Origin of the sequence: Nonomuraea sp. 3-1Str, from assembly GCF_031570565.1 — a bacterium.
Taxonomy (GTDB): domain Bacteria; phylum Actinomycetota; class Actinomycetes; order Streptosporangiales; family Streptosporangiaceae; genus Nonomuraea.
In genome coordinates, this window is sequence record NZ_JALHBK010000029.1 from 22,524 (window position 1) to 39,878 (window position 17,355).

Genomic DNA, 17,355 nt, shown 5'->3' on the forward strand with positions numbered 1-17,355 from the left:
CAGGCGGACCAGGCAACCGCGCGCGAGGGCATCCAGCAGCTGTGGCCCGGCTTCGCTGTCCGAGCCGACCCGCGTGCGACTTGTTGACCAACCGATGGCGTTTTAGCCCCGGCATTTCGTCACAGGGACGTAGTCATCCCGATGCCTCCTGTGGCTGTGCGCGATGACTTTCGGCGACATCCACGGCCGTGCGGATCAGTTCCGCCACCGCGAGGGATCGGTGCTGCTGCGGCCAGGCAAGAAGGACCGAGATGAGCGGGGCATCGAGCACCGGGACGCAGACCAAGTCCGGCCGAAGCTGGCCACGGACCGACTCCGGGGCCAGGGCGACCGCCCGCCCCAGCGCAATCAGCTGCATCAACTGATCGATGTCGCGGACGCTGGCCTCGCCCGCTGCCGCCGCCTCATGGGTGGCGAGCGTCTCGCCTGCGAGGTCGGCAAGCCGCACGCTAAACCGCTGAGCCAGCTGGTGCCGAGCGCCCACGACCACGACCTGGCGTTCGACCAGCAGTTCCTCGGAGTCCAGGCCGCGCAGATCGCAGTGTGGACTCGGACTGTGCAGCAGTCCGACGTCGGCCCGGCCGTCGCGGAGCATCGTGGCGCGCTCGTGGATCGCGCAGACGACGACGTCTACCGGGCGCGCCCCCGGCCGTGACTCGTAGGCCGCCAAGATGGCGGGCAGCAGACCCCCGTCGCCTCCGGGCTTCATCACCAGGGTCAGGCCGGGATCGAGTCGACCAGCTCGCTGGGCCCGATGAGCCGCCGCGGCCATGGCCTGCAGTGCCAGCCGTCCTTCGTCGCGCAGGACTTCTCCAGCGGGGGTCAGCCTCACCCGCCGGCTGGTGCGTTCCAGAAGCGTGACGCCGAGCTGAGTCTCCAGGCTGCGGATCGACCTCGACAGCGGGGGCTGGGCGATTCCCAGGCGGTCCGCCGCACGGCCGAAGTGCAACTCTTCGGCCAAAGTCAGGAAATAGGTCAACGCCCGCGTCTGCAGTGGATCCATACCTTGAAGGTACTGATTGTTCTTCCGCCTGTCATTGCTCAGCGGTCCTGCCGATGATGGTGTTCGATGTCATGACTGACATCACCGACAACGTGCCTTCCATCGCTCTGATCACGGGAGCCAACAGAGGGATCGGCAACGCGATCGCCGGGCGGCTGGCCGCTCTCGGAATGACGGTGCTTCTCGGCTCGCGTGATCCGAGACGCAGTGCTGACGCGGCGCGCGCGCTGCGGGACGTGGGCGGAGACGTGGTCCCGATCACCATCGACGTGACCGACCAGGCCAGCGTGAACGACGCGGCCAAGACCGTCGAGGACATGTACGGTCGGCTCGACGTGCTGGTCAACAACGCCGGTGTTTCCGGGGTCCCGTCGCCGCTGACGCCTTCCGGCGCCGACCTCGACGTGGTGCGGGCAGTGTTCGAGACCAACTTCTTCGGAGTCGTCGCGGTGACGAACGCGATGCTGCCGCTTCTACGGCGGTCCCGCGCGGCCCGGATCGTCAACATGTCCAGCGAGATCGGGTCGCTGGCCTCCATGTCCGACCCGAATCACTACATGTCGAAGCTGCCGGCGCAGGCCGCCTACCCGCCCTCGAAGACGGCTCTGAACTCCCTGACCGTCCAGTACGCCAAGGAACTGCGCGGCGCGGGAATTCTGGTGAACGCCTGCTCGCCGGGCCCTTGCGCGACGGACTTCACCAAGCATCTCGGACTGCCGCTCACCCGCACCGCCGACGACGGTGCCGCCATCGCCGTCAGGCTCGCCACACTGGCGGACGACGGTCCCACCGGCGGATTCTTCGACGACAACGGCACCCTCCGCTGGTGACTGGCCGCGCCCACCGATCACAGCTCGCGGCGCCTGTCGACCATAGGGCTATCCAGCCTTGTTCGCATTAACCTGCGGCTTTCACGGCGAATTTGAGCCGACCTGATCATTCACATAAGAAAAGTGCTCTTGAGCTGGGAGGATCGGACTTGTCTAAGGCCCCGCCCATCCCAGATCAGAAGGCACTTTCCGAGTGAACTCTATCGCTTCTCGCCGCAAGATCACCGTGTCTGCCGATGGCCGCGGGCTGGTCTCCCATGGCGGTGGTCTGCTGCTGATGCAGACGCTACGCATCACCGGACTGGACAAGAACCTGTCCCAGCAGCTGGAACGGTGGCGACCCGGCCGAGCGGTGCACGACCCTGCAAAGATCATCACCGACCTGGCTCTCACCCTGGCGCTCGGCGGGGACTGCCTGGCCGACATCGCCGTGCTGCGCTTCCAGCCTGAGCTGTTCGGCCCCGTCGCCTCCGACCCGACCGTCTCGCGCCTGATCGACCGGCTCGCCGCCGATGAGGCCCGCGCGCTGAAGGCCATCCGCGCCGCCCGCGCCACCGCACGCCGGCGCGCCTGGCACCTGGCCGGTGCTCACGCCCCCGGAACAGATGGCCAGCCCGTGATCGTCGACCTCGACGCCACCATCGTGATCTCGCACTCCGACAAGCAGCACGCGACCCCCACATGGAAGAAAAGCTACGGCTTCCACCCGATGACCGCCTTCGCCGACCACCAGGGCGACAGCGGCGGCGAGCCCCTGGCCCTGATGCTGCGACCCGGCAACGCCGGCTCCAACACCGCCGCCGACCACATCCAGACCACCCGCCTCGCCCTGGCCCAGCTTCCCAAACACCTGCGACGCAACGTCCTCATCCGCACCGACTCCGGCGGCGGCACCCACGAGTTCCTCGCCTGGCTCACCCGCCCAGGACGATGGCTGAAGTACTCCATCGGCTTCACCATCACCGACTACATCGCGCAGGCCATTCTCAAGCTCCCGGCCACCGCCTGGACCCCCGCCTACAACGCCGACCGCCAGCCACGCCCCGGCGCGTGGGTCGCCGAGCTCACCGGCCTGCTGGAACTGACCGGATGGCCCAAGGGCATGCGCGTCATCGTCCGCAAAGAACGCCCGCACCCCGGCGCCCAACTGCGCTTCACCGACCTCGACGGACACCGCTTCACCTGCTTCGTCACCGGCACCCCCGGCGGCCAGCTCGCCGACCTGGAACTACGCCACCGCCGCCGCGCCCGCGCCTTCGGCGTGCTCGATCGCCTCAGCCGGGCGCGGGTCAGCGTCGATGACGGCGGCCGGACCGCGTTCGCGCGCGACGCACTGCATGCCCTGCGGCCCGGAGGGAGAGTCACCGTCGTCGACTTCGGCGGCCCAGCGTCCAACATCGCGGACGCTGGCCACCCCACGCACAGTCATGGCCACGGCCTGGCCCACGCCCTCCAGCACCTGCCCCGCCTCATCCGTTCCCGCGTGGCGCACAGCCCAGTCATGGCCCGCAACCATGGCGACGGCATCGTTGCGCTGCTAGCCGAGGCCGGGTTCGGCGACGCCCGAGAGGTCGCGCACGCCGACCACAGGTTCGGCCGGGTCACCTTCGTGCAGGCGACCCGCCCCCCTCGAACACACGTGACCAGCTCACAGCATTCCGGTTCAGTCGGCGATCCAGCTTCCGTGGAAGCCGAGCGGGATGCGGACGGGCAGGTGCACGGTGGCGAGAGGCTCGCCGGTGAAGTCCTGCGCGGAGAGGATCACCAGGTCGGCCGCTCCCCGGTCGGGGTTGTTGACGTAGGAGAACACGTAGCCGTCGTCCTCTTCCTCGCCGGCGGCGATGAAGAGCGGTTCGCCCACGTACGCCTTGCGCCCCATCCGCCGGGTCTCGTGCGTGCCGCCCTGAAGATCGTGCTTGATCAAGGTGTTGTCGAACGCCTCGTCGGGCATGTCCTCCAGCTGGGTGTCGCCGGGGTAAAAGACGTTTTCCACGTCGAGGGTGGCGGTGGTGTAGCCGTAGCGGTACGGCCGGCCGGTGCGGCGCTCGTCCATGCGCGGGAACTCCTGCGCCCGGTCGTCCAGCCGGGTCTGCGCGACGCGGCCGGTACGCAAGTTAACGCGCCAGCGGTCGAGCGTGGGCGAGCCCCCGAGGTCCAGCCGGCCCTCCACGAACCGCTTGGGGTAGCGCACCACATCCACGACCACCTCGTCGCCGTCCTCGTAGGCGTTGAGCGTGTGGAACACCCAGCACGGCTCCACCTCAAACCAGCGCACTTCGCCGGTGCTGCGCGACAGAAGGCCGAGCCGCGGCGTATGTGCCTCGTTCCACGCGACCGGCAGCGGCGAGCCCTTCTGCGCGTGCGCCATGCTGAACGTCACCGGCAGGTCATAGATCACCACGTACCGCTCGGTGAGCGCGAAGTCGTGCACCATCGGCCCGTCGGGGACCGGGATGTTCGTCACCTGCGTCACCACGCCCTTGGGGTCGATGACGATGTGCTGGTGATAGTCCCAGCCCCAGAAGTTCGAGATCGCGTGCAGCTCGCCGCTGACCGGGTCGAGGTGGGCGTGGCCGGTGTACCCCCCGGGCAGTGCGCCGCCGAAGTCGCACACGCCGATCGTGTCGAGCTCGTAGCTCAGCTCGTATGGACGCGCTCCCCCTTCCTGCGTCGCGAAGGTGCGCCCGGCCAGCCCAATCACATGGGTGTTGGGGGAGAAGTCCATGCCGGCGTGCACCGGCCCGGGACGCGGTTCCTCGCCGAGCCGCCGCGCGACGGCCGCGCTGCGCACCCACCGGTTGCGGTACCACTCGGCGCGGCCGTCGCGCAGCCGCAGGCCGTGCACCATGCCTTCGCCGGTGAGCAGGTGGCTGGCGGTGGGGTCGTCGAGGCCGAGCGGGTTGGGGCCGTTACGCAGATAGCGGCCGGTCAGCTCGGCCGGAATGCGACCGGTGACCTCCAGGTCGAAGGCCGTGATCTCCTCGGTGACGGGGGTGAAGCCGCCGGTGAACGGGGTGGTGGTCATGTCGTTTCCCTTTCGCCCGTCTCTTGTCGTGGTCCGGACGGGAACGGTCGTGGTGTCGTGGTCAGGAACGGCGTGAGCACCGAGGTGCAGAGCAGCCGGAAGCGCGCCGACGCGTCGGCCTCCTCGAAATAACTCAACTGCCGCAGCCCGATCGCCGCAGACATGCCCGCGATCCCCAGCCCGACGACCAATGCGCGCTTCTGCACGATGCCGTCCTCCGTGCTCCTCGAGTCGGTCCGATCAGTCCGGGACGATGACGGCGCGGGTGCGGCCCTGGTGCGCCCAGGCCTCGCCGACGCGGCTGAGCGGGTAGTCGGTGTATGGCGCGTGGAAGGTGCCGTCGGCGAACCGGGCGATGATCTCGGGGAACTCGGCGATCATCTCGGCCTTGGAGACCGAGCCCGTGCCACTACCGCTGATCCGGATCCGCCGGCTGCGCAGCAGTGCCGCGGGCAGCGCCGCCTCGGTTCCGGCGAGTGAGCCGATCTGCACGTAGTCGATGGCCGCGCTGTCGTCGTCCGTGCCGGTCTTTCCCAGTGCGGCGAAGGTGGCCTCGGCGACGGGGCCCCACACGAAGTCGAGCACGAGCGTGGGCTGCGCCTCGGCGACGGTGGCGGCGAGGGCGGTCGCCCTGGCGTCGGGTGCCGCGGCCGCGAGCGGAACGGTGACGGCGCCGAGGCCGCGCAGCCGCTCCAGCGCCTCGTGATCGCGCCCGGCCGCGATGACCTGTTTCGCGCCGAGGGACAGTGCCGCCCGCACGGCCAGGCTGCCCGACATGCCGGTCGCCCCGAGCACCAGCACGGTGCCGAGCTCGCCCACCTCCTTGTGGTGGGTGATCAGCGGTATCCAGCCCGCCATGGCGGGGTTCATGCCGGCGGCGACCGCGAGCGGATCGGCCCCGGCGGGCAGCTCCACCTCGAACGGGGTGACCAGCCATTCGGCCATCGTTCCCCACGGCGACCGGGCAAGGCCCGTGTAGACCAGCCGCCCGTCATCGGTCCGGGCCACGGCGTCGACGCCCGGCACGAGGGGGTAGGCCTGGTGGCTGCCGTAGTGGCGGCCAGCAGCCAGCCCGCGGACGACGTGGTGCAGACCCGCGCCCACGAGTCTCAGCGGTGCCCGGCCCGGCCGTTGTTCCGGGTCGGGGAAGTCCGCGCAGACGGGTGTCGATTCTGGAGTGTTGACGACCGCAGCACGCATGACACGCTCCTGAACTAAGTTCGTTTTTGGTGTCGCCCACCATTCCTGAACTTTGTTAAGCTGTCAACCGTGGCGAAGGGCATCACGCGAGAGCGGATCGTCGCGGTGGCACTCGAGCTGCTCGATGAGAAGGGCATGGACGCTCTCACCGTCCGTGCGCTCGCTTCCCGGCTCGGCGTGGGAGCCCCCGCGCTGTACTGGCACGTCCGCAACAAGCAGGAACTGCTCGACGAGATGAGCACGTCCGTCATGCGCCGCGTCACCGACGCCCTCTCAGCGATCGCTCCCAGCGCCGGCTGGCGTGACGACGTAGCCGCCTACGCCCGCGTCCTGCGCTCGGAGTACCTGCGCCACCGGGACGGAGCGCGCATCTTCAGCGGCACGCGCTTCTCCGACCCCGACGTGGTGAAGGCGAAGGAGTCCTGGCTCGCGCGCTTGACCGCGGCCGGATTCTCCCTGGCCGAGGCGGACGACGCCATCGACCTGGTCACCGCGTTCGTGGTCGGCTTCGTGATCGAGGAGCAGGAGCGCAGCCAGTCCGCCGGCGCAGACCCGGCCCGGTACTCGCTCGCCGAGCGCGACGCGTGGCTGGGCGAAGGCGCCGATCTGGTCAAGGCCGCCGGGCACCTCCGCGACGACGGTGACCCGCGGTTCGAACGGCAGCTCGGCATCGTCCTCGACGGGCTCGCGGCCCGTCTGCGCAGCTGACAGCCGCTACAGAGAGAGGTTAGGAGCTTCCTCGGGACCGGCCGATTCCCTCACCACGGGCCCGACGTCAGTGGCCGAAGCGGAACCAGCTGATGTTGATGAAGTCCCAGAGCTGGCCGCTTTTGAACGTCAGGTACACGTCGCGCACTCCCCTCACCCCGCTCGCACCAACAGAGACCGTCGACCAGTTCTGCCACCCTGAAGGGTGTCAATACTCCGCGTTCACGGCCGTGAGCTGCGGGTTTGTCTCGTCTTCCTGGTCGGAGCAGTGGCCTGGGTCCGGCATGCTCGAGGCTCGTGACGCTCCGTCTCTTCTACCTGATCTTCTGCCGCATCGTGGGCTGGCTGACGCTGCTGGCTCGTAGCGACGCGTCCAAGAACATGGAGATCCTCGTACTGCGGCACGAGGTCGCCGTGCTGCGCCGTCAGGTTCGTCGTCCAACCTCGGCTATTCGTGCGCCCAGCAGAACGGAGGTGAAGCCGTGACGTAACGGCTGATCTTGCTGTTCGTAGGCTCGTCGCTGGCTGGGTCTGCCGAACCGGTTCGCCCTGTTCAGCCCGTACTGGCCGGGACCGTGACGTCGTAGGCAGAGGTCGCGTTCGGTGCGATAGGTGACATTCGTCAAGCAAGGGGATTGAATGTCGTCACCACGACCGGGGGCCGACCGGCTGAGGTCGGTGACCGGATGCGAGGCGGATGAGCACGGATGGGCGCAAGACTCTGGGCCGGGTGGTCTCTCCGATTCTGGTGGCGCGCGACGCGGAGTTGCGGCGGCTGATCACCGCCGTGACGGTGCCGCCCTCGGTGGTCGTGGTCGAGGGTGAGGCAGGGATCGGCAAGTCCCGCCTGGTGGCCGAGCTGCTGAGCCGCCCGGAGCTCTCCGGACGGTGGATCCTGCACGCCGGGTGTGGCCAGATCCGGGAGCCGTTCCCGCTGGGGCCGGTCGTCGAGGCGCTGCGGACCAGGGCCGCGGACCTGGCCGGCGCGGAGCTGTCGCCGGTGGCGGGTGCGTTGCGGACGCTGCTTCCCGAGCTGGCGCACGTGCTTCCGCCGCAGCCCGAGGCGCTGGAGGATCGGGCGGTCGAGCGGCACCGGCTGTTCCGCGGACTGAGCGAGGTGCTGACCGCGCTGGGCCCCGTGCTGCTGGTCGTGGAGGACCTGCACTGGGCAGACGAGCAGACGGCCGAGTTCTTGGCGTACTTGCTGGCCAATCCGCCCGGTGCGCTGTCGGTCGTCCTGACCTACCGGGGCGAGGAGGCGCCGACCGGCGTGCGGGCGCTGACCGCGCGCCCCGCCGACGCGCTCACCCATGAGCACATCGTGCTGGCTCCGCTGGATGAGGACCAGACCCGCGAGCTGGCGGGCGCGATCCTGGGCAGCGCGGACGTCTCCGCGGAGTTCGCCGCCCATCTGTGCGCGCGGGCCTCAGGGTTACCGCTGGCGATCCAGGAGTTGTTGGCGCTGCTGCGCTCACGCGGGGCGGTGATCCCATGGGCCGGAGGGTGGGCGCGCCGGACTCTGGACACACTGGACGTGCCGAGCGGGGTGCGCGCCTCGGTGCAGGAGCGGGTGGGCCGGCTGTCGCCCGCGGCGCGGGTGGTGGCGGAGGCGGCCGCCGTACTCCAGCTGGCTTCGCCCGTCGCGGTGCTGACCGGCGTGACCGGCCTGTCGGAGCCGGACACGGCCGACGGCGTGGACGAGGTGCTGGACGCCGGCCTGTTCGTCGAGCGGGACGGGATGGTGCGGTTCCGGCACGTGCTGGCGGCCCAGGCCGTGCACGAGGGGATCGCGCTGGGGCGCAGGCAGACGCTGCACGCCGCCGCCGCGACCGTCGTACGGGGCCTGCGCCCGGTGCCGCTGGGGCGGGTGGCCTACCATCTCCGGCAGGCCGGTCGCGTCGGGGACTGGGTGGAGGCGACCGTACAGGCCGCCGACCAGGCTTTCGAGCTGGGTGACATCGCCGAGGCGGCGCGGCTCCTCGAAGACGTGCTGCGCCGGGCGGAGCTCGACCCCGAGCGCCGGGCGGCCATGACGATCAGGCTGGGGTGGGCTGCCTCGGAGTTGCTGCACCTGCCGGACGTCACCGATTTGCTGGTCCGGGCGCTCGATCGCCTGCCTCCCGGGCCGGTCCGCGGTGAGCTGAGGTTCCTGCTGGGGATGCAGCTGGAAGTGACCAGAACGGACCCGGCTCGCCGGACCCGGACGTTCGTCGACGCGCTGGAGGACCTGGCCGACCGGCCGGAGCTGGCGGCCTGGACCATGGTGGCCCTGGGGATGCAGACCACTCTGGACGCGTCGTCCGGCGCGCAGCTGAGGTGGCTGGAGGGCGCGCTGGAGACGCTGACCGAGGTCGGCGACGCCGAGATCCGCCTGCTCGTCCTGAGCAAGGTGGCGATGGTGTTCACGGTGGTCGGCGATCCGCGCTGGGCTGAGCTGACCGACCGCGTCATCCGGGAGACCGGCGGGCTCGCCGAGCGCCGCAGGGAGGTCAACGCCTACCGCTCCATCGGCGAGGAAGCCTGTTTCAGCGGGCATCACGAGGTCGGGCAGCGGTTGCTGACTTTGGCGTTGAACAGTGCGCCCGGCTCTGACATCACCGGTGGCGCGGAGTTCCGCTGCCGGGCCTCACTCGCGGTGGCGGCCTACTGCCAGGGCGCCTGGGACGGTCTGGGCGAGGCGATCGACTCGCTCCGTCAGGGGCGCAGCGACCGCCCCACCGAGCTGGTCACCCTGGACGCCCTCGCGGCCTGCCTCGCGCCCGCTTCCGGCCGTCTCGACGCCGCTCAGGATCTCCTGCGTGCGGTCGTCCGGCGGGTGCGGCTGATGGGGGACGCCGATCTGCTCCCGTTCCTGGTGAGCGTCCTGTTGCGGGTGGCCACCGCGCGGGGTGAGGCCGCCGCGGCCGTCGTGGAGGTCGAACCGGCCGTCGCCATGTGGGAGGTCAGGGGTTTCTGGCCGGTCGGGGTCCGTGCGGTGCCGGCGCTGGCCGAGGCGATGCTGGCGGCGGGCGATCCGGAGCGGGCGCGGGAGCTGGTGGACCGGTACGAGTCGCGGTTGCCGGGGCTGGACGCGCCGCTGGCACCGGCGGCGCTTCGGCAGGCCCGCGGCCTCATGGCCGCGGCGGAGCAGCGGTGGGACGAGGCCGTGGCGCACTTCACGGCCGCCGCCGTCGCCTTCGGCGGGTTGTCGGCGCCGTACGAGCAGGCGCAGGCGAACGAGCAGGCGGCGGCCTGCCTGTTCGCCCTGGGAGACCCGGCCGCGGCCGGCACTCTCACGGCCGCCGTCAGCGCGTACGCCGGGGTGGGCGCCCGATGGGACCTGGATCGCGCCACGCGGCTGGCACGACGGTGGGGGGTCCGCCCGTCCGCCCCCGCCGCGGTGCGCGGGGAGGCGGGCGACGCGCTGTCCGCGCGGCAGCAGCAGGTGGCGCGGTTGGCCGCGCAGGGGCTGACCAACCAGGAGATCGCCAAAGAGCTTTTCCTGTCGCCGAAGACGGTCGACAAGCATCTCAGCGCGGCAATGCGCAAGGTCGGCGCGGCTTCCCGCCGGGAGCTCGCCCGTCATCTGGCTCCCACCCCAGAGGGCTGAGCAGGAAAGTTGGGGAGCTTTTCCCCATATATCCCCCATATCCCGGGGATAGGGACGCGCCGATACTTGGCACATGTCTGACCAGGACGCACCCGAGCCTCCGCCGGACGAGGAGCCCGCTCACTGCCCGCGGCCCGAGGAGCCGATCGGAGCGGTCACCGAAGAGGCCCAGATGCCGGACGGCTTCGAGCCTCTGTGACCCCGCTCCACCCCGTCACCACGATCGTGTAGAAAGGCCTCCCTCCGCCATGCTCAAGCACAGATTCCGGCCGTCCGCTCCAGGGAGGACCGCGTGAGACGCGCCATCCTGGTGACGTCGGCCCTCGCGCTGGCCGCGGCTACGCTGCCGCCGATCGCGGCGGGAGCGGCCGCCGCACCGCCGCCCGCCGCCCCCGTCACCCTGAGCGGGGTGGGGCCGGGCCCGCACGCCATCACCCTGGTCAGCGGGGACAAGGTCACCCTCTCCCAGTCCGCCGGCGGCCGCTACGAGGTGAAGACCGAGCCCGCCACCCGCCAGGACGGCCACCGGCCGCGGCTGATCACCCAGACCACTCCCGAGAGCGTCTTCGTCCTTCCCGACGACGCGATGCCCGCCATCCAGGCGGGGCGGCTGGACCGGCGGCTGTTCGACGTCAAGTATCTGGCGGAGAACGGCTACGCCGACGACCGGACCAAGCAGGTCCCGGTGATCGTGCAGTACCCGGCGGACCGGGAGGCCACGGCGCTCAAGCGGGCCGCCGACGCGATCCCGGCCAGCGTCCCCACCCACAGCCTGGACAGCATCCACGCCTCGGCCGTGAGCGTCACCAAGGCGGAGGCGGGGGCGTTCTGGAACGCCGTACGGACCGCGCCCTCGGCCGGACTGAAAGCGGCGGACACGCTGAGTGGTGGGATCGCCAAGCTGTGGCTGGACGGCAAGGTCAAGGCCATCCTGGACGAGAGCGTCGCCATGATCGGCGCGCCGACGGCCTGGGCCGGGGGCCACGACGGCACCGGCGTGAAGGTCGCGGTGCTGGACACCGGCATCGACGCCACCCACCCCGACCTCGACGGGAAGATCGCCGACTCCAAGTCCTTCGTCCCCGACTCACCGTCGGTCAAGGACGGCCATGGCCACGGCACCCACGTGGCCTCCACCATCGCAGGCTCCGGAGCGGCGGCCGGCGGCACGCGCAAGGGCGTGGCGCCGGGCGCGCGACTGGTTGTCGGCAAGGTGCTGGACGACGCCGGCAGCGGCCTCGACTCCTGGATCATCGAAGGCATGGAGTGGGCCGCCACCAGCGGCGCCAAGGTCGTCAGCATGAGCCTGGGCGCCGGTCCCAGCGACGGCACCGACCCGATCAGCCAGGCGGTCGACGACCTGAGCACCACCACCGGGACGCTGTTCGTCATCGCCGCGGGCAACTCCGGTCCCGGGGCAGGGACCGTGTCCATGCCCGGGGCCGCCGAAGCCGCGCTCACCGTCGCCGCGGTCGACAAGAAGGATCAACTGGCCGACTTCTCTGGCCGAGGGCCGCGATTCGGCGACTCGGGGCTCAAGCCCGACATCGCCGCGCCCGGCGTGAACATCACCGCCGCGCGTGCCGCCGGCACCACGATGGGCACGCCCCTCGACGAGCACTACACCAGCGCGTCCGGCACCTCGATGGCCACGCCGCACGTCGCCGGCGCCGCGGCGATCATGGCCCAGTTGCACCCCGACTGGAAGGGGCCGCTGCTCAAGACCGCGCTGATGTCCACCGCCAAGGACGACGGCTTCAGCGCCTACGAGCAGGGCGCCGGCCGGGTGGACCTGGCCAAGGCGTACACCCAGCGGGTCTTCGCCACCACCGCCGGGATCGACTTCGGCTCGCTGACCGAGGACGGCGAGCCCCTGCGGCGGGAGCTGTCCTACACCAACCTCACCGACCAGCCGGTCACCCTCACGCTCACTCCCGCCCTGCGCACCGCCGGCGGGAAGGCGGTGGAGGGAAGGCTGAGCGCCGATCCGACCCTCACCGTACCCGCGAACGGCACCGCCACGACGACCGTCACCCTCGACACGACCGGCCTGGAGTTCGGCACCTACCCCGGTGCCGTGACGGCCGCGGCCGACGGCGTCCAGCTGACCACCCCCGTGGGCGTGGTGCGCGAGGCGCCGCTGTTCCAGCTCACCGTCCACACCATCGGCAGGGACGGCCGGCCCGCCACACCGTGGTTCCAGCAGACCCTCGACGTCGGTGGCGACAAGAAGTTCCTGGACGACACCGTGGTGTCGTCCACGGGGATCACGATCACCCGGGTTCCGGCCGGCACGATCTCGGTGCTGCAGTTGCTGAGCACGGTGGACGAGGACGACCGGGACAACGAGACGTTCCTGATGAACCCGGAGATCACCGTCACCGGTGACACCGAGATCACGCTCGACGCCCGGCAGGCCTCCCAGTTCCGCTTCAGCACCCCGAAGCCGGCCGAGCCGCTGAACAACATCTGGGTCGTCGGCACCGAGCGGACCATCGCCAACGGCCAGACGTACGGCACCACCGTGACTCCGGGCTTCGAGACCAGCGCGTGGGCGGAGGTGTGGGCCATCCCCACCAAGCCGGTCACCACCGGCAAGTTCCGCTTCGCCGGCCAATGGACGCTGGGGCAGGCCCAGGTCACGATGACCACGGGCGGGCGCAAGCCGATCACCCTGAACCCCGTCGCCCCCCAGCACATCGGCTTCGACAACGCGCCCCGCCAGAACAACCAGCCCGACTGGAAGCCGTTCACCGGGACGCAGAACCTGCCGGTCGTCGACGTCGGCACAGCCCGGCCCGAGGACATCGCCGGGAAGGACCTGCGTGGCAAACTGGCGCTCATGGACACGGGGCTCGCGTCCGACGGCGCCGCGAACTGCTACGTGATGATCAGCCAGATCATCCGCCTGCGGGAGGCCGGTGCGGCCGGAGTGGCGGTCTTCCCGTCGACGAGCAGCCGCTGCTCCCTGCCGATCGGCGTCTATCAGGAGATCAACACCGGCGACCCCAAGCCCATCAGCATCCCGAACGTCTCCCTGTCGAGCAAGGAAGGGCAGAGCCTGCGTACGCGGATCGCGAGCGAACCGGTCTCGGTCCAGGTGACCGGCACACCGCTCACGCCTTACACCTACGTCCTCAAGCCGTACTCCGAGGGCAGCGTGCCGAAGTCCCTGCACTACACCTTCACCAGCAAGCAGCTCGCCCAGATCGACATGGACGTGCACGCCTCCCAGCCGACCAGCTTCAACAGCTACCGATCGATGTACAAGCAGGACGACGTCACGGACACGACGACGGCCACCTCTCTCTGGGCGCCGACGGGCTTCGTCGGACCGGCCAGACAGACCGAATGGGTCGGGCCCCTCGATCCCCAGGTCATCCACTCCCACGGCATGTCCTCGGCCAGCCTCGACGCGACGGTCTTCTACGACACCCGCTTCCGCGTAGAGGTGTTCGACCGGCCCGGCCGGACCCGGCAGCAGTGGTTCACCGCGGGCCTGACGCCGGGCGCCCAGACCGCGGCGGAGAAGGTCTACGCCCTCGCCGACAAGGACGCGCCGCCCCTGTCCACCCGGGGCATCGACCTGGTGTGCACGATCTGCGTGCAGGGTGACACGCTCTGGGCCGAGTTCGCCCCGGCGGGCACGCCCGACAAGCAGCCGACCAGCAGCAGCTTCTGGAAGGGCGAGGCCTATCTCACCCCGGACTACGACCTCCACCTCTACCGGGACGGCACGGAGATCCCGCGCGTCAAGGCGCCCTATTTGGACAACATGCCGGCGTTCACCCTGCCCGAGGGCTCCGGCACCTACCGGCTGACCGCGAAGAACGCCCAGCACGACACCGAGTGGACGTTCCGCGCTCCGCCGGCCAAGGACCAGGTGCTGCCGGGATCGTTCTGCAAGTACTGGGTCGTCGAGGGCGTCACCGAGCAGTGCCGGCCGACACCTGTCGTCTTCGCCGGCTACGACCTGGACGACAGCCTGGCGCTGGACAACACCGTCCGCGCCGGCCGATCCCACACCTTCACCGTCGAGGCCTACCACTCGCCGTCCGCGGCGAAGATGCCCGAGATCGCCGGACTCAAGCTGTGGATGAGCACCGACGACGGCGCCCGGTGGACGCCCGTCTCGGTCAAGCGCGACCGTTCCGGCGCCTACACCGCCACCACCCGCTACCCGTCGCTCCGCGACACCAAGGGCGCGGTCAGCCTGAAGGTGGAAGCCTGGGACACCCAGGGCAACCGCCTCAAGCAGACCAGCACCCGCCTGTTCAACCTGCGCTGAGCCTGATCTGATCGGCCGCTGCCGGATGCCGGGGACCTTCCCCGACATCCGGCGGTCGGCGCTCCGGGCCGAAGAAGTCGCTGGCTTGTCCGTAGGGTTTCCGCCTCCTACTCTGTATCGAGCGAAGAAGACGGCGCGATGCCGGCCTTCACTGGAATTATGGCTGCTGTCGAGAGCGAGAATGGAGTAGTTTCCGTCTCCCTTCCCTGCACCCTCATATGCCACTGCGAATGGGAACTCATCGCATTCTTTGCCCTGCGCCGCCGCATTCGGGAAATCCTGCTCGCAGATACGGTCCTTCTCGGCGACGTTCTTCGAATACCACGTCCTGCCGTCAGGCGCCTTCGCCCCCTTGTAAAGCCGCTCCAGACGCACGCGTTGCGGGCTACCGGGTTGCGCATTCCAGTTGCCTGGGAACACCTTGGACGGATTCGTTCTCGTGGACTGGTCAGTTATCCGAGTCGACACCGCCTCATCGGAACGTGGCGTGGCCGCCGAACGGGCGCTCCAACGCGCACTACGCGGCATGAGCGGAGGTCGTCCGGCGGTGTCCCACCGAAGCGTGGTCCCTCTCGACACGTCATGTGACACCTACGGCTTGGCCGACGAGGTGATCGGCGATCCGGCCGGGGCCGCGGAGTCCGGCACCCCCGCGTAGTCGGGCAGCTCGACGCCGTTGATCGCGCGCCCGACCAGCTCGGTGAACCATTCGCCGGCGAAATCGGGGAGCGGCTCGGCCTCAGGCCCGGGGACGCCGCGGCTGCGCGCGTTCAACCGGCCGATCTCCTGGTTGGCCTCGACGAACGAGCGCATCCGCGCCTCGTAGCGGGCGAACCCGGCGTCGGGGTCCCAGCCGGCGGCGGCCAGCTCTCCGGCCAGCAGGTAGGCGCCGACCAGCGCCAGCCCGGTGCCCTGCCCCGACATCGGCGAGGAGCTGAACGCCGCGTCCCCGAGCAGCCCCACCCGTCCACTCGACCAGCGGTCCATCACCACCTGGGCGACCTGATCGAGGTAGAAGTCCGGGGTGTCGTCCAGGTGCGCCAGGATGTCCGGGGCCAACCAGCCCAGGCCCGCCATCCGCTCACGCAGCAGGACCTTCTGGGCCGCGACGTCACGGTAGTCGACGTCGAAGTCGGCCGAGGCGAAGGAGAACATGGCCATCGCCCGGGTGGCGTCCTGGATGGGCCGCAGGAGGGCAGAGCGCCCGGACTCCTGGTCCTGGTGCTCGAACAGCCAGCGGTCCAGCCCGAACTCGTTGGGCACACTGTAGAAGGCCAGCACGTGCCCGAGGTGGCGGAGGAATCGCTCATGCGGCCCGAAGACCATCGCTCGCAGCGCCGAGTGCAACCCGTCGGCCCCGACCACCAGGTCGAAGCGCCGCCGGTCGCCGCCCGCGAAGTCCACGTCGACCCCGTCCGCGTCCTGGGCGAGCCCCGCGATCCGGTCGCCGAAGACGTACTCGACGCCGTCGCGGGTGTCGTCGTAAAGCACTTGGGACAGGTCCCCGCGCAGGATCTCGATGTCCGCGATGAACCCGTCGCCACCGTCGTCGTCGGCACGGAAGGTCTCCAGCACTTTGCCGTCCGCGTCCACGGTGTGCGCGCCGGCGGTGTCGGTGCACGCCGCGCGCACCGCCGCGTCCAGCCCCATACGCCGGATGACCTCCTTGGCGACCCCGCGCGCGTCCACCGCCTGCCCGCCGGGACGCAGCTCAGGAGCCCGCTCCACCACGGTCACCTCGGCCCCCCGCCGGCGCAGCCAGTGGGCCAGCGCGGGTCCCGCGATGCTCGCCCCCGCCACCAACACCCTGGGACCGCTCACCCGCGACCCCTGCTCGCCAGCCCGGATGGTGTGCTCCTGCTTGGAGTCGTCGACGCTCATCACTACCTCCATGTGCTTCCTCCCGCGCTGGACGTTCCCAGCACAGGCCCACCGCTGTCAGTGTGTCCAGCCGTATCGACCACGGATCCGCACAAAACTCATCGGCACGACCGGAATCGCGTCCACGCTCCCGCGAACACCCTGAACTCGGCATGTGCGTGCGACGGGCATGGTCATGATCGCCTCGGCCTCGGCAGACATTGATGAGAAACGCCAACTCCGATGACGCTCACATCAGCCCCGGCATGGGCGGGACCGGCTGCACCGGGCTGAGGATCTTGACCGCGACGGTCTCCTGGGCGGGCTTGAGGGTCGGGTCACCGTCCATGACCGCGAGCTGCCAGACCAGCTCACCGGTCTGCTTGTCGCGGGCCTCCACGACTGTGCCCTATGGTCACGATCATGACGCGGTGGACGTGGGGATGCTTAGTCCTACCCCTCATCGGCGTGCTCGTCCTGGTGCTCGCGTTCGTCATGCCGCCCGTCTGGCGTGACAACGACCGCCTGGATGCTCTGCTGGAGCGGGTAGTGACCTATCCGCTCCCGCCAGAGACCAGCGAGCTTTCCGACCAGCGTGAGACGGACTTCGGGCGGACCCTCTTCGGAGGCAACGGTGACTACTGCGACTACCGGATCAGGATCGTTCTGCAGACCAAACGTACGCAGGAGGAGATCCGGAAGTACTACCGCAAGGCCACCATCAAAGGAGCCGAGGAGAACGCGACGATCTCCTTGTCCTTCGAAGGCTCAGGAGACGCGGCAGGCCGCCGGGTGATTGTCGAGGTCCACGACAGGCATGGCAGCGACTGGGACTGGCGCTGCACATAGAGA

General features: G+C 69.9%; 14 protein-coding genes and 2 pseudogenes. 8 read left to right on the top strand and 8 right to left on the bottom strand.

What is annotated here, in order from left to right; genetic code table 11:
* Positions 1-133: 133 nt before the first annotated feature.
* Positions 134-1,003 (bottom strand): LysR family transcriptional regulator, encoded by an 870-nt coding sequence (locus MTP10_RS33585; RefSeq protein ID WP_310714649.1) that lies wholly within the window; start codon positions 1,001-1,003, stop codon positions 134-136.
* Here MTP10_RS33585 and MTP10_RS33590 point away from each other — a divergent pair.
* Positions 994-1,833: an SDR family NAD(P)-dependent oxidoreductase gene (locus MTP10_RS33590; RefSeq protein WP_310714650.1), complete on the top strand. Its 840-nt coding sequence runs from the start codon at positions 994-996 to the stop codon at positions 1,831-1,833. The two genes, MTP10_RS33585 and MTP10_RS33590, sit on opposite strands and share 10 nt — an antisense overlap.
* A gap of 193 nt (positions 1,834-2,026) precedes the next feature.
* Positions 2,027-3,085 (top strand): annotated as a pseudogene (locus MTP10_RS33595) (IS1380 family transposase); the annotation flags it as partial.
* Here MTP10_RS33595 and MTP10_RS33600 read toward each other — a convergent pair.
* The 4 genes from MTP10_RS33600 to MTP10_RS33615 all read right to left on the bottom strand — a co-directional run bounded on the left by MTP10_RS33600 (position 3,062) and on the right by MTP10_RS33615 (position 6,058).
* A complete protein-coding gene (locus MTP10_RS33600) occupies positions 3,062-3,262 on the bottom strand; it encodes a hypothetical protein (RefSeq protein WP_310714652.1) in 201 nt (66 codons plus the stop codon). The pseudogene MTP10_RS33595 and the gene MTP10_RS33600 overlap by 24 nt on opposite strands.
* Before the next feature lie 234 nt (positions 3,263-3,496).
* Positions 3,497-4,858 carry a carotenoid oxygenase family protein gene (locus MTP10_RS33605; RefSeq protein ID WP_310714653.1) on the bottom strand — a complete coding sequence of 454 codons (1,362 nt, stop codon included), beginning with the start codon at positions 4,856-4,858 and terminating at the stop codon, positions 3,497-3,499.
* Positions 4,855-5,064: a hypothetical protein gene (locus tag MTP10_RS33610; protein ID WP_310714654.1), complete on the bottom strand. Its 210-nt coding sequence runs from the start codon at positions 5,062-5,064 to the stop codon at positions 4,855-4,857. Before MTP10_RS33610 ends, MTP10_RS33605 begins: the two co-directional genes overlap by 4 nt.
* Positions 5,065-5,098: 34 nt before the next feature.
* Positions 5,099-6,058, bottom strand: coding sequence for a zinc-binding alcohol dehydrogenase family protein (locus MTP10_RS33615; RefSeq protein ID WP_310714657.1), 960 nt, complete (start codon positions 6,056-6,058; stop codon positions 5,099-5,101).
* Positions 6,059-6,127: 69 nt separating this feature from the next.
* Here MTP10_RS33615 and MTP10_RS33620 point away from each other — a divergent pair, with 69 nt between their 5' ends.
* Entirely contained in the window at positions 6,128-6,766 is a 639-nt protein-coding gene (locus tag MTP10_RS33620) for a TetR/AcrR family transcriptional regulator C-terminal domain-containing protein (protein WP_310714658.1), read from the top strand.
* Positions 6,767-6,833: 67 nt separating this feature from the next.
* On the opposite strand, the pseudogene MTP10_RS33625 reads toward MTP10_RS33620, so the two are convergent.
* Positions 6,834-6,956: pseudogene (locus MTP10_RS33625) on the bottom strand (hypothetical protein); the annotation flags it as partial.
* A gap of 107 nt (positions 6,957-7,063) precedes the next feature.
* Between MTP10_RS33625 and MTP10_RS33630 the strand changes: the two are divergent.
* From MTP10_RS33630 to MTP10_RS33645, 4 genes are all read left to right on the top strand, one after another.
* Positions 7,064-7,252, top strand: coding sequence for a hypothetical protein (locus MTP10_RS33630; protein WP_310714659.1), 189 nt, complete (start codon positions 7,064-7,066; stop codon positions 7,250-7,252).
* Positions 7,253-7,496: 244 nt separating this feature from the next.
* A complete protein-coding gene (locus MTP10_RS33635) occupies positions 7,497-10,355 on the top strand; it encodes an AAA family ATPase (protein WP_310714661.1) in 2,859 nt (952 codons plus the stop codon).
* A gap of 73 nt (positions 10,356-10,428) precedes the next feature.
* Positions 10,429-10,554: a hypothetical protein gene (locus MTP10_RS33640; protein WP_310714662.1), complete on the top strand. Its 126-nt coding sequence runs from the start codon at positions 10,429-10,431 to the stop codon at positions 10,552-10,554.
* Between the two features lie 93 nt (positions 10,555-10,647).
* Positions 10,648-14,643: a S8 family serine peptidase gene (locus tag MTP10_RS33645; RefSeq protein WP_310714664.1), complete on the top strand. Its 3,996-nt coding sequence runs from the start codon at positions 10,648-10,650 to the stop codon at positions 14,641-14,643.
* A 591-nt stretch (positions 14,644-15,234) separates the two neighbouring features.
* On the opposite strand, the gene MTP10_RS33650 is transcribed toward MTP10_RS33645, so the two are convergent.
* Positions 15,235-16,524 carry an FAD-dependent monooxygenase gene (locus MTP10_RS33650; protein WP_310714665.1) on the bottom strand — a complete coding sequence of 430 codons (1,290 nt, stop codon included), beginning with the start codon at positions 16,522-16,524 and terminating at the stop codon, positions 15,235-15,237.
* 229 nt (positions 16,525-16,753) lie between these two features.
* Entirely contained in the window at positions 16,754-16,903 is a 150-nt protein-coding gene (locus tag MTP10_RS33655) for a hypothetical protein (RefSeq protein WP_310714666.1), read from the bottom strand.
* 68 nt (positions 16,904-16,971) lie between these two features.
* Here MTP10_RS33655 and MTP10_RS33660 point away from each other — a divergent pair, with 68 nt between their 5' ends.
* Entirely contained in the window at positions 16,972-17,352 is a 381-nt protein-coding gene (locus MTP10_RS33660) for a hypothetical protein (protein ID WP_310714667.1), read from the top strand.
* Positions 17,353-17,355 lie beyond the last annotated feature (3 nt).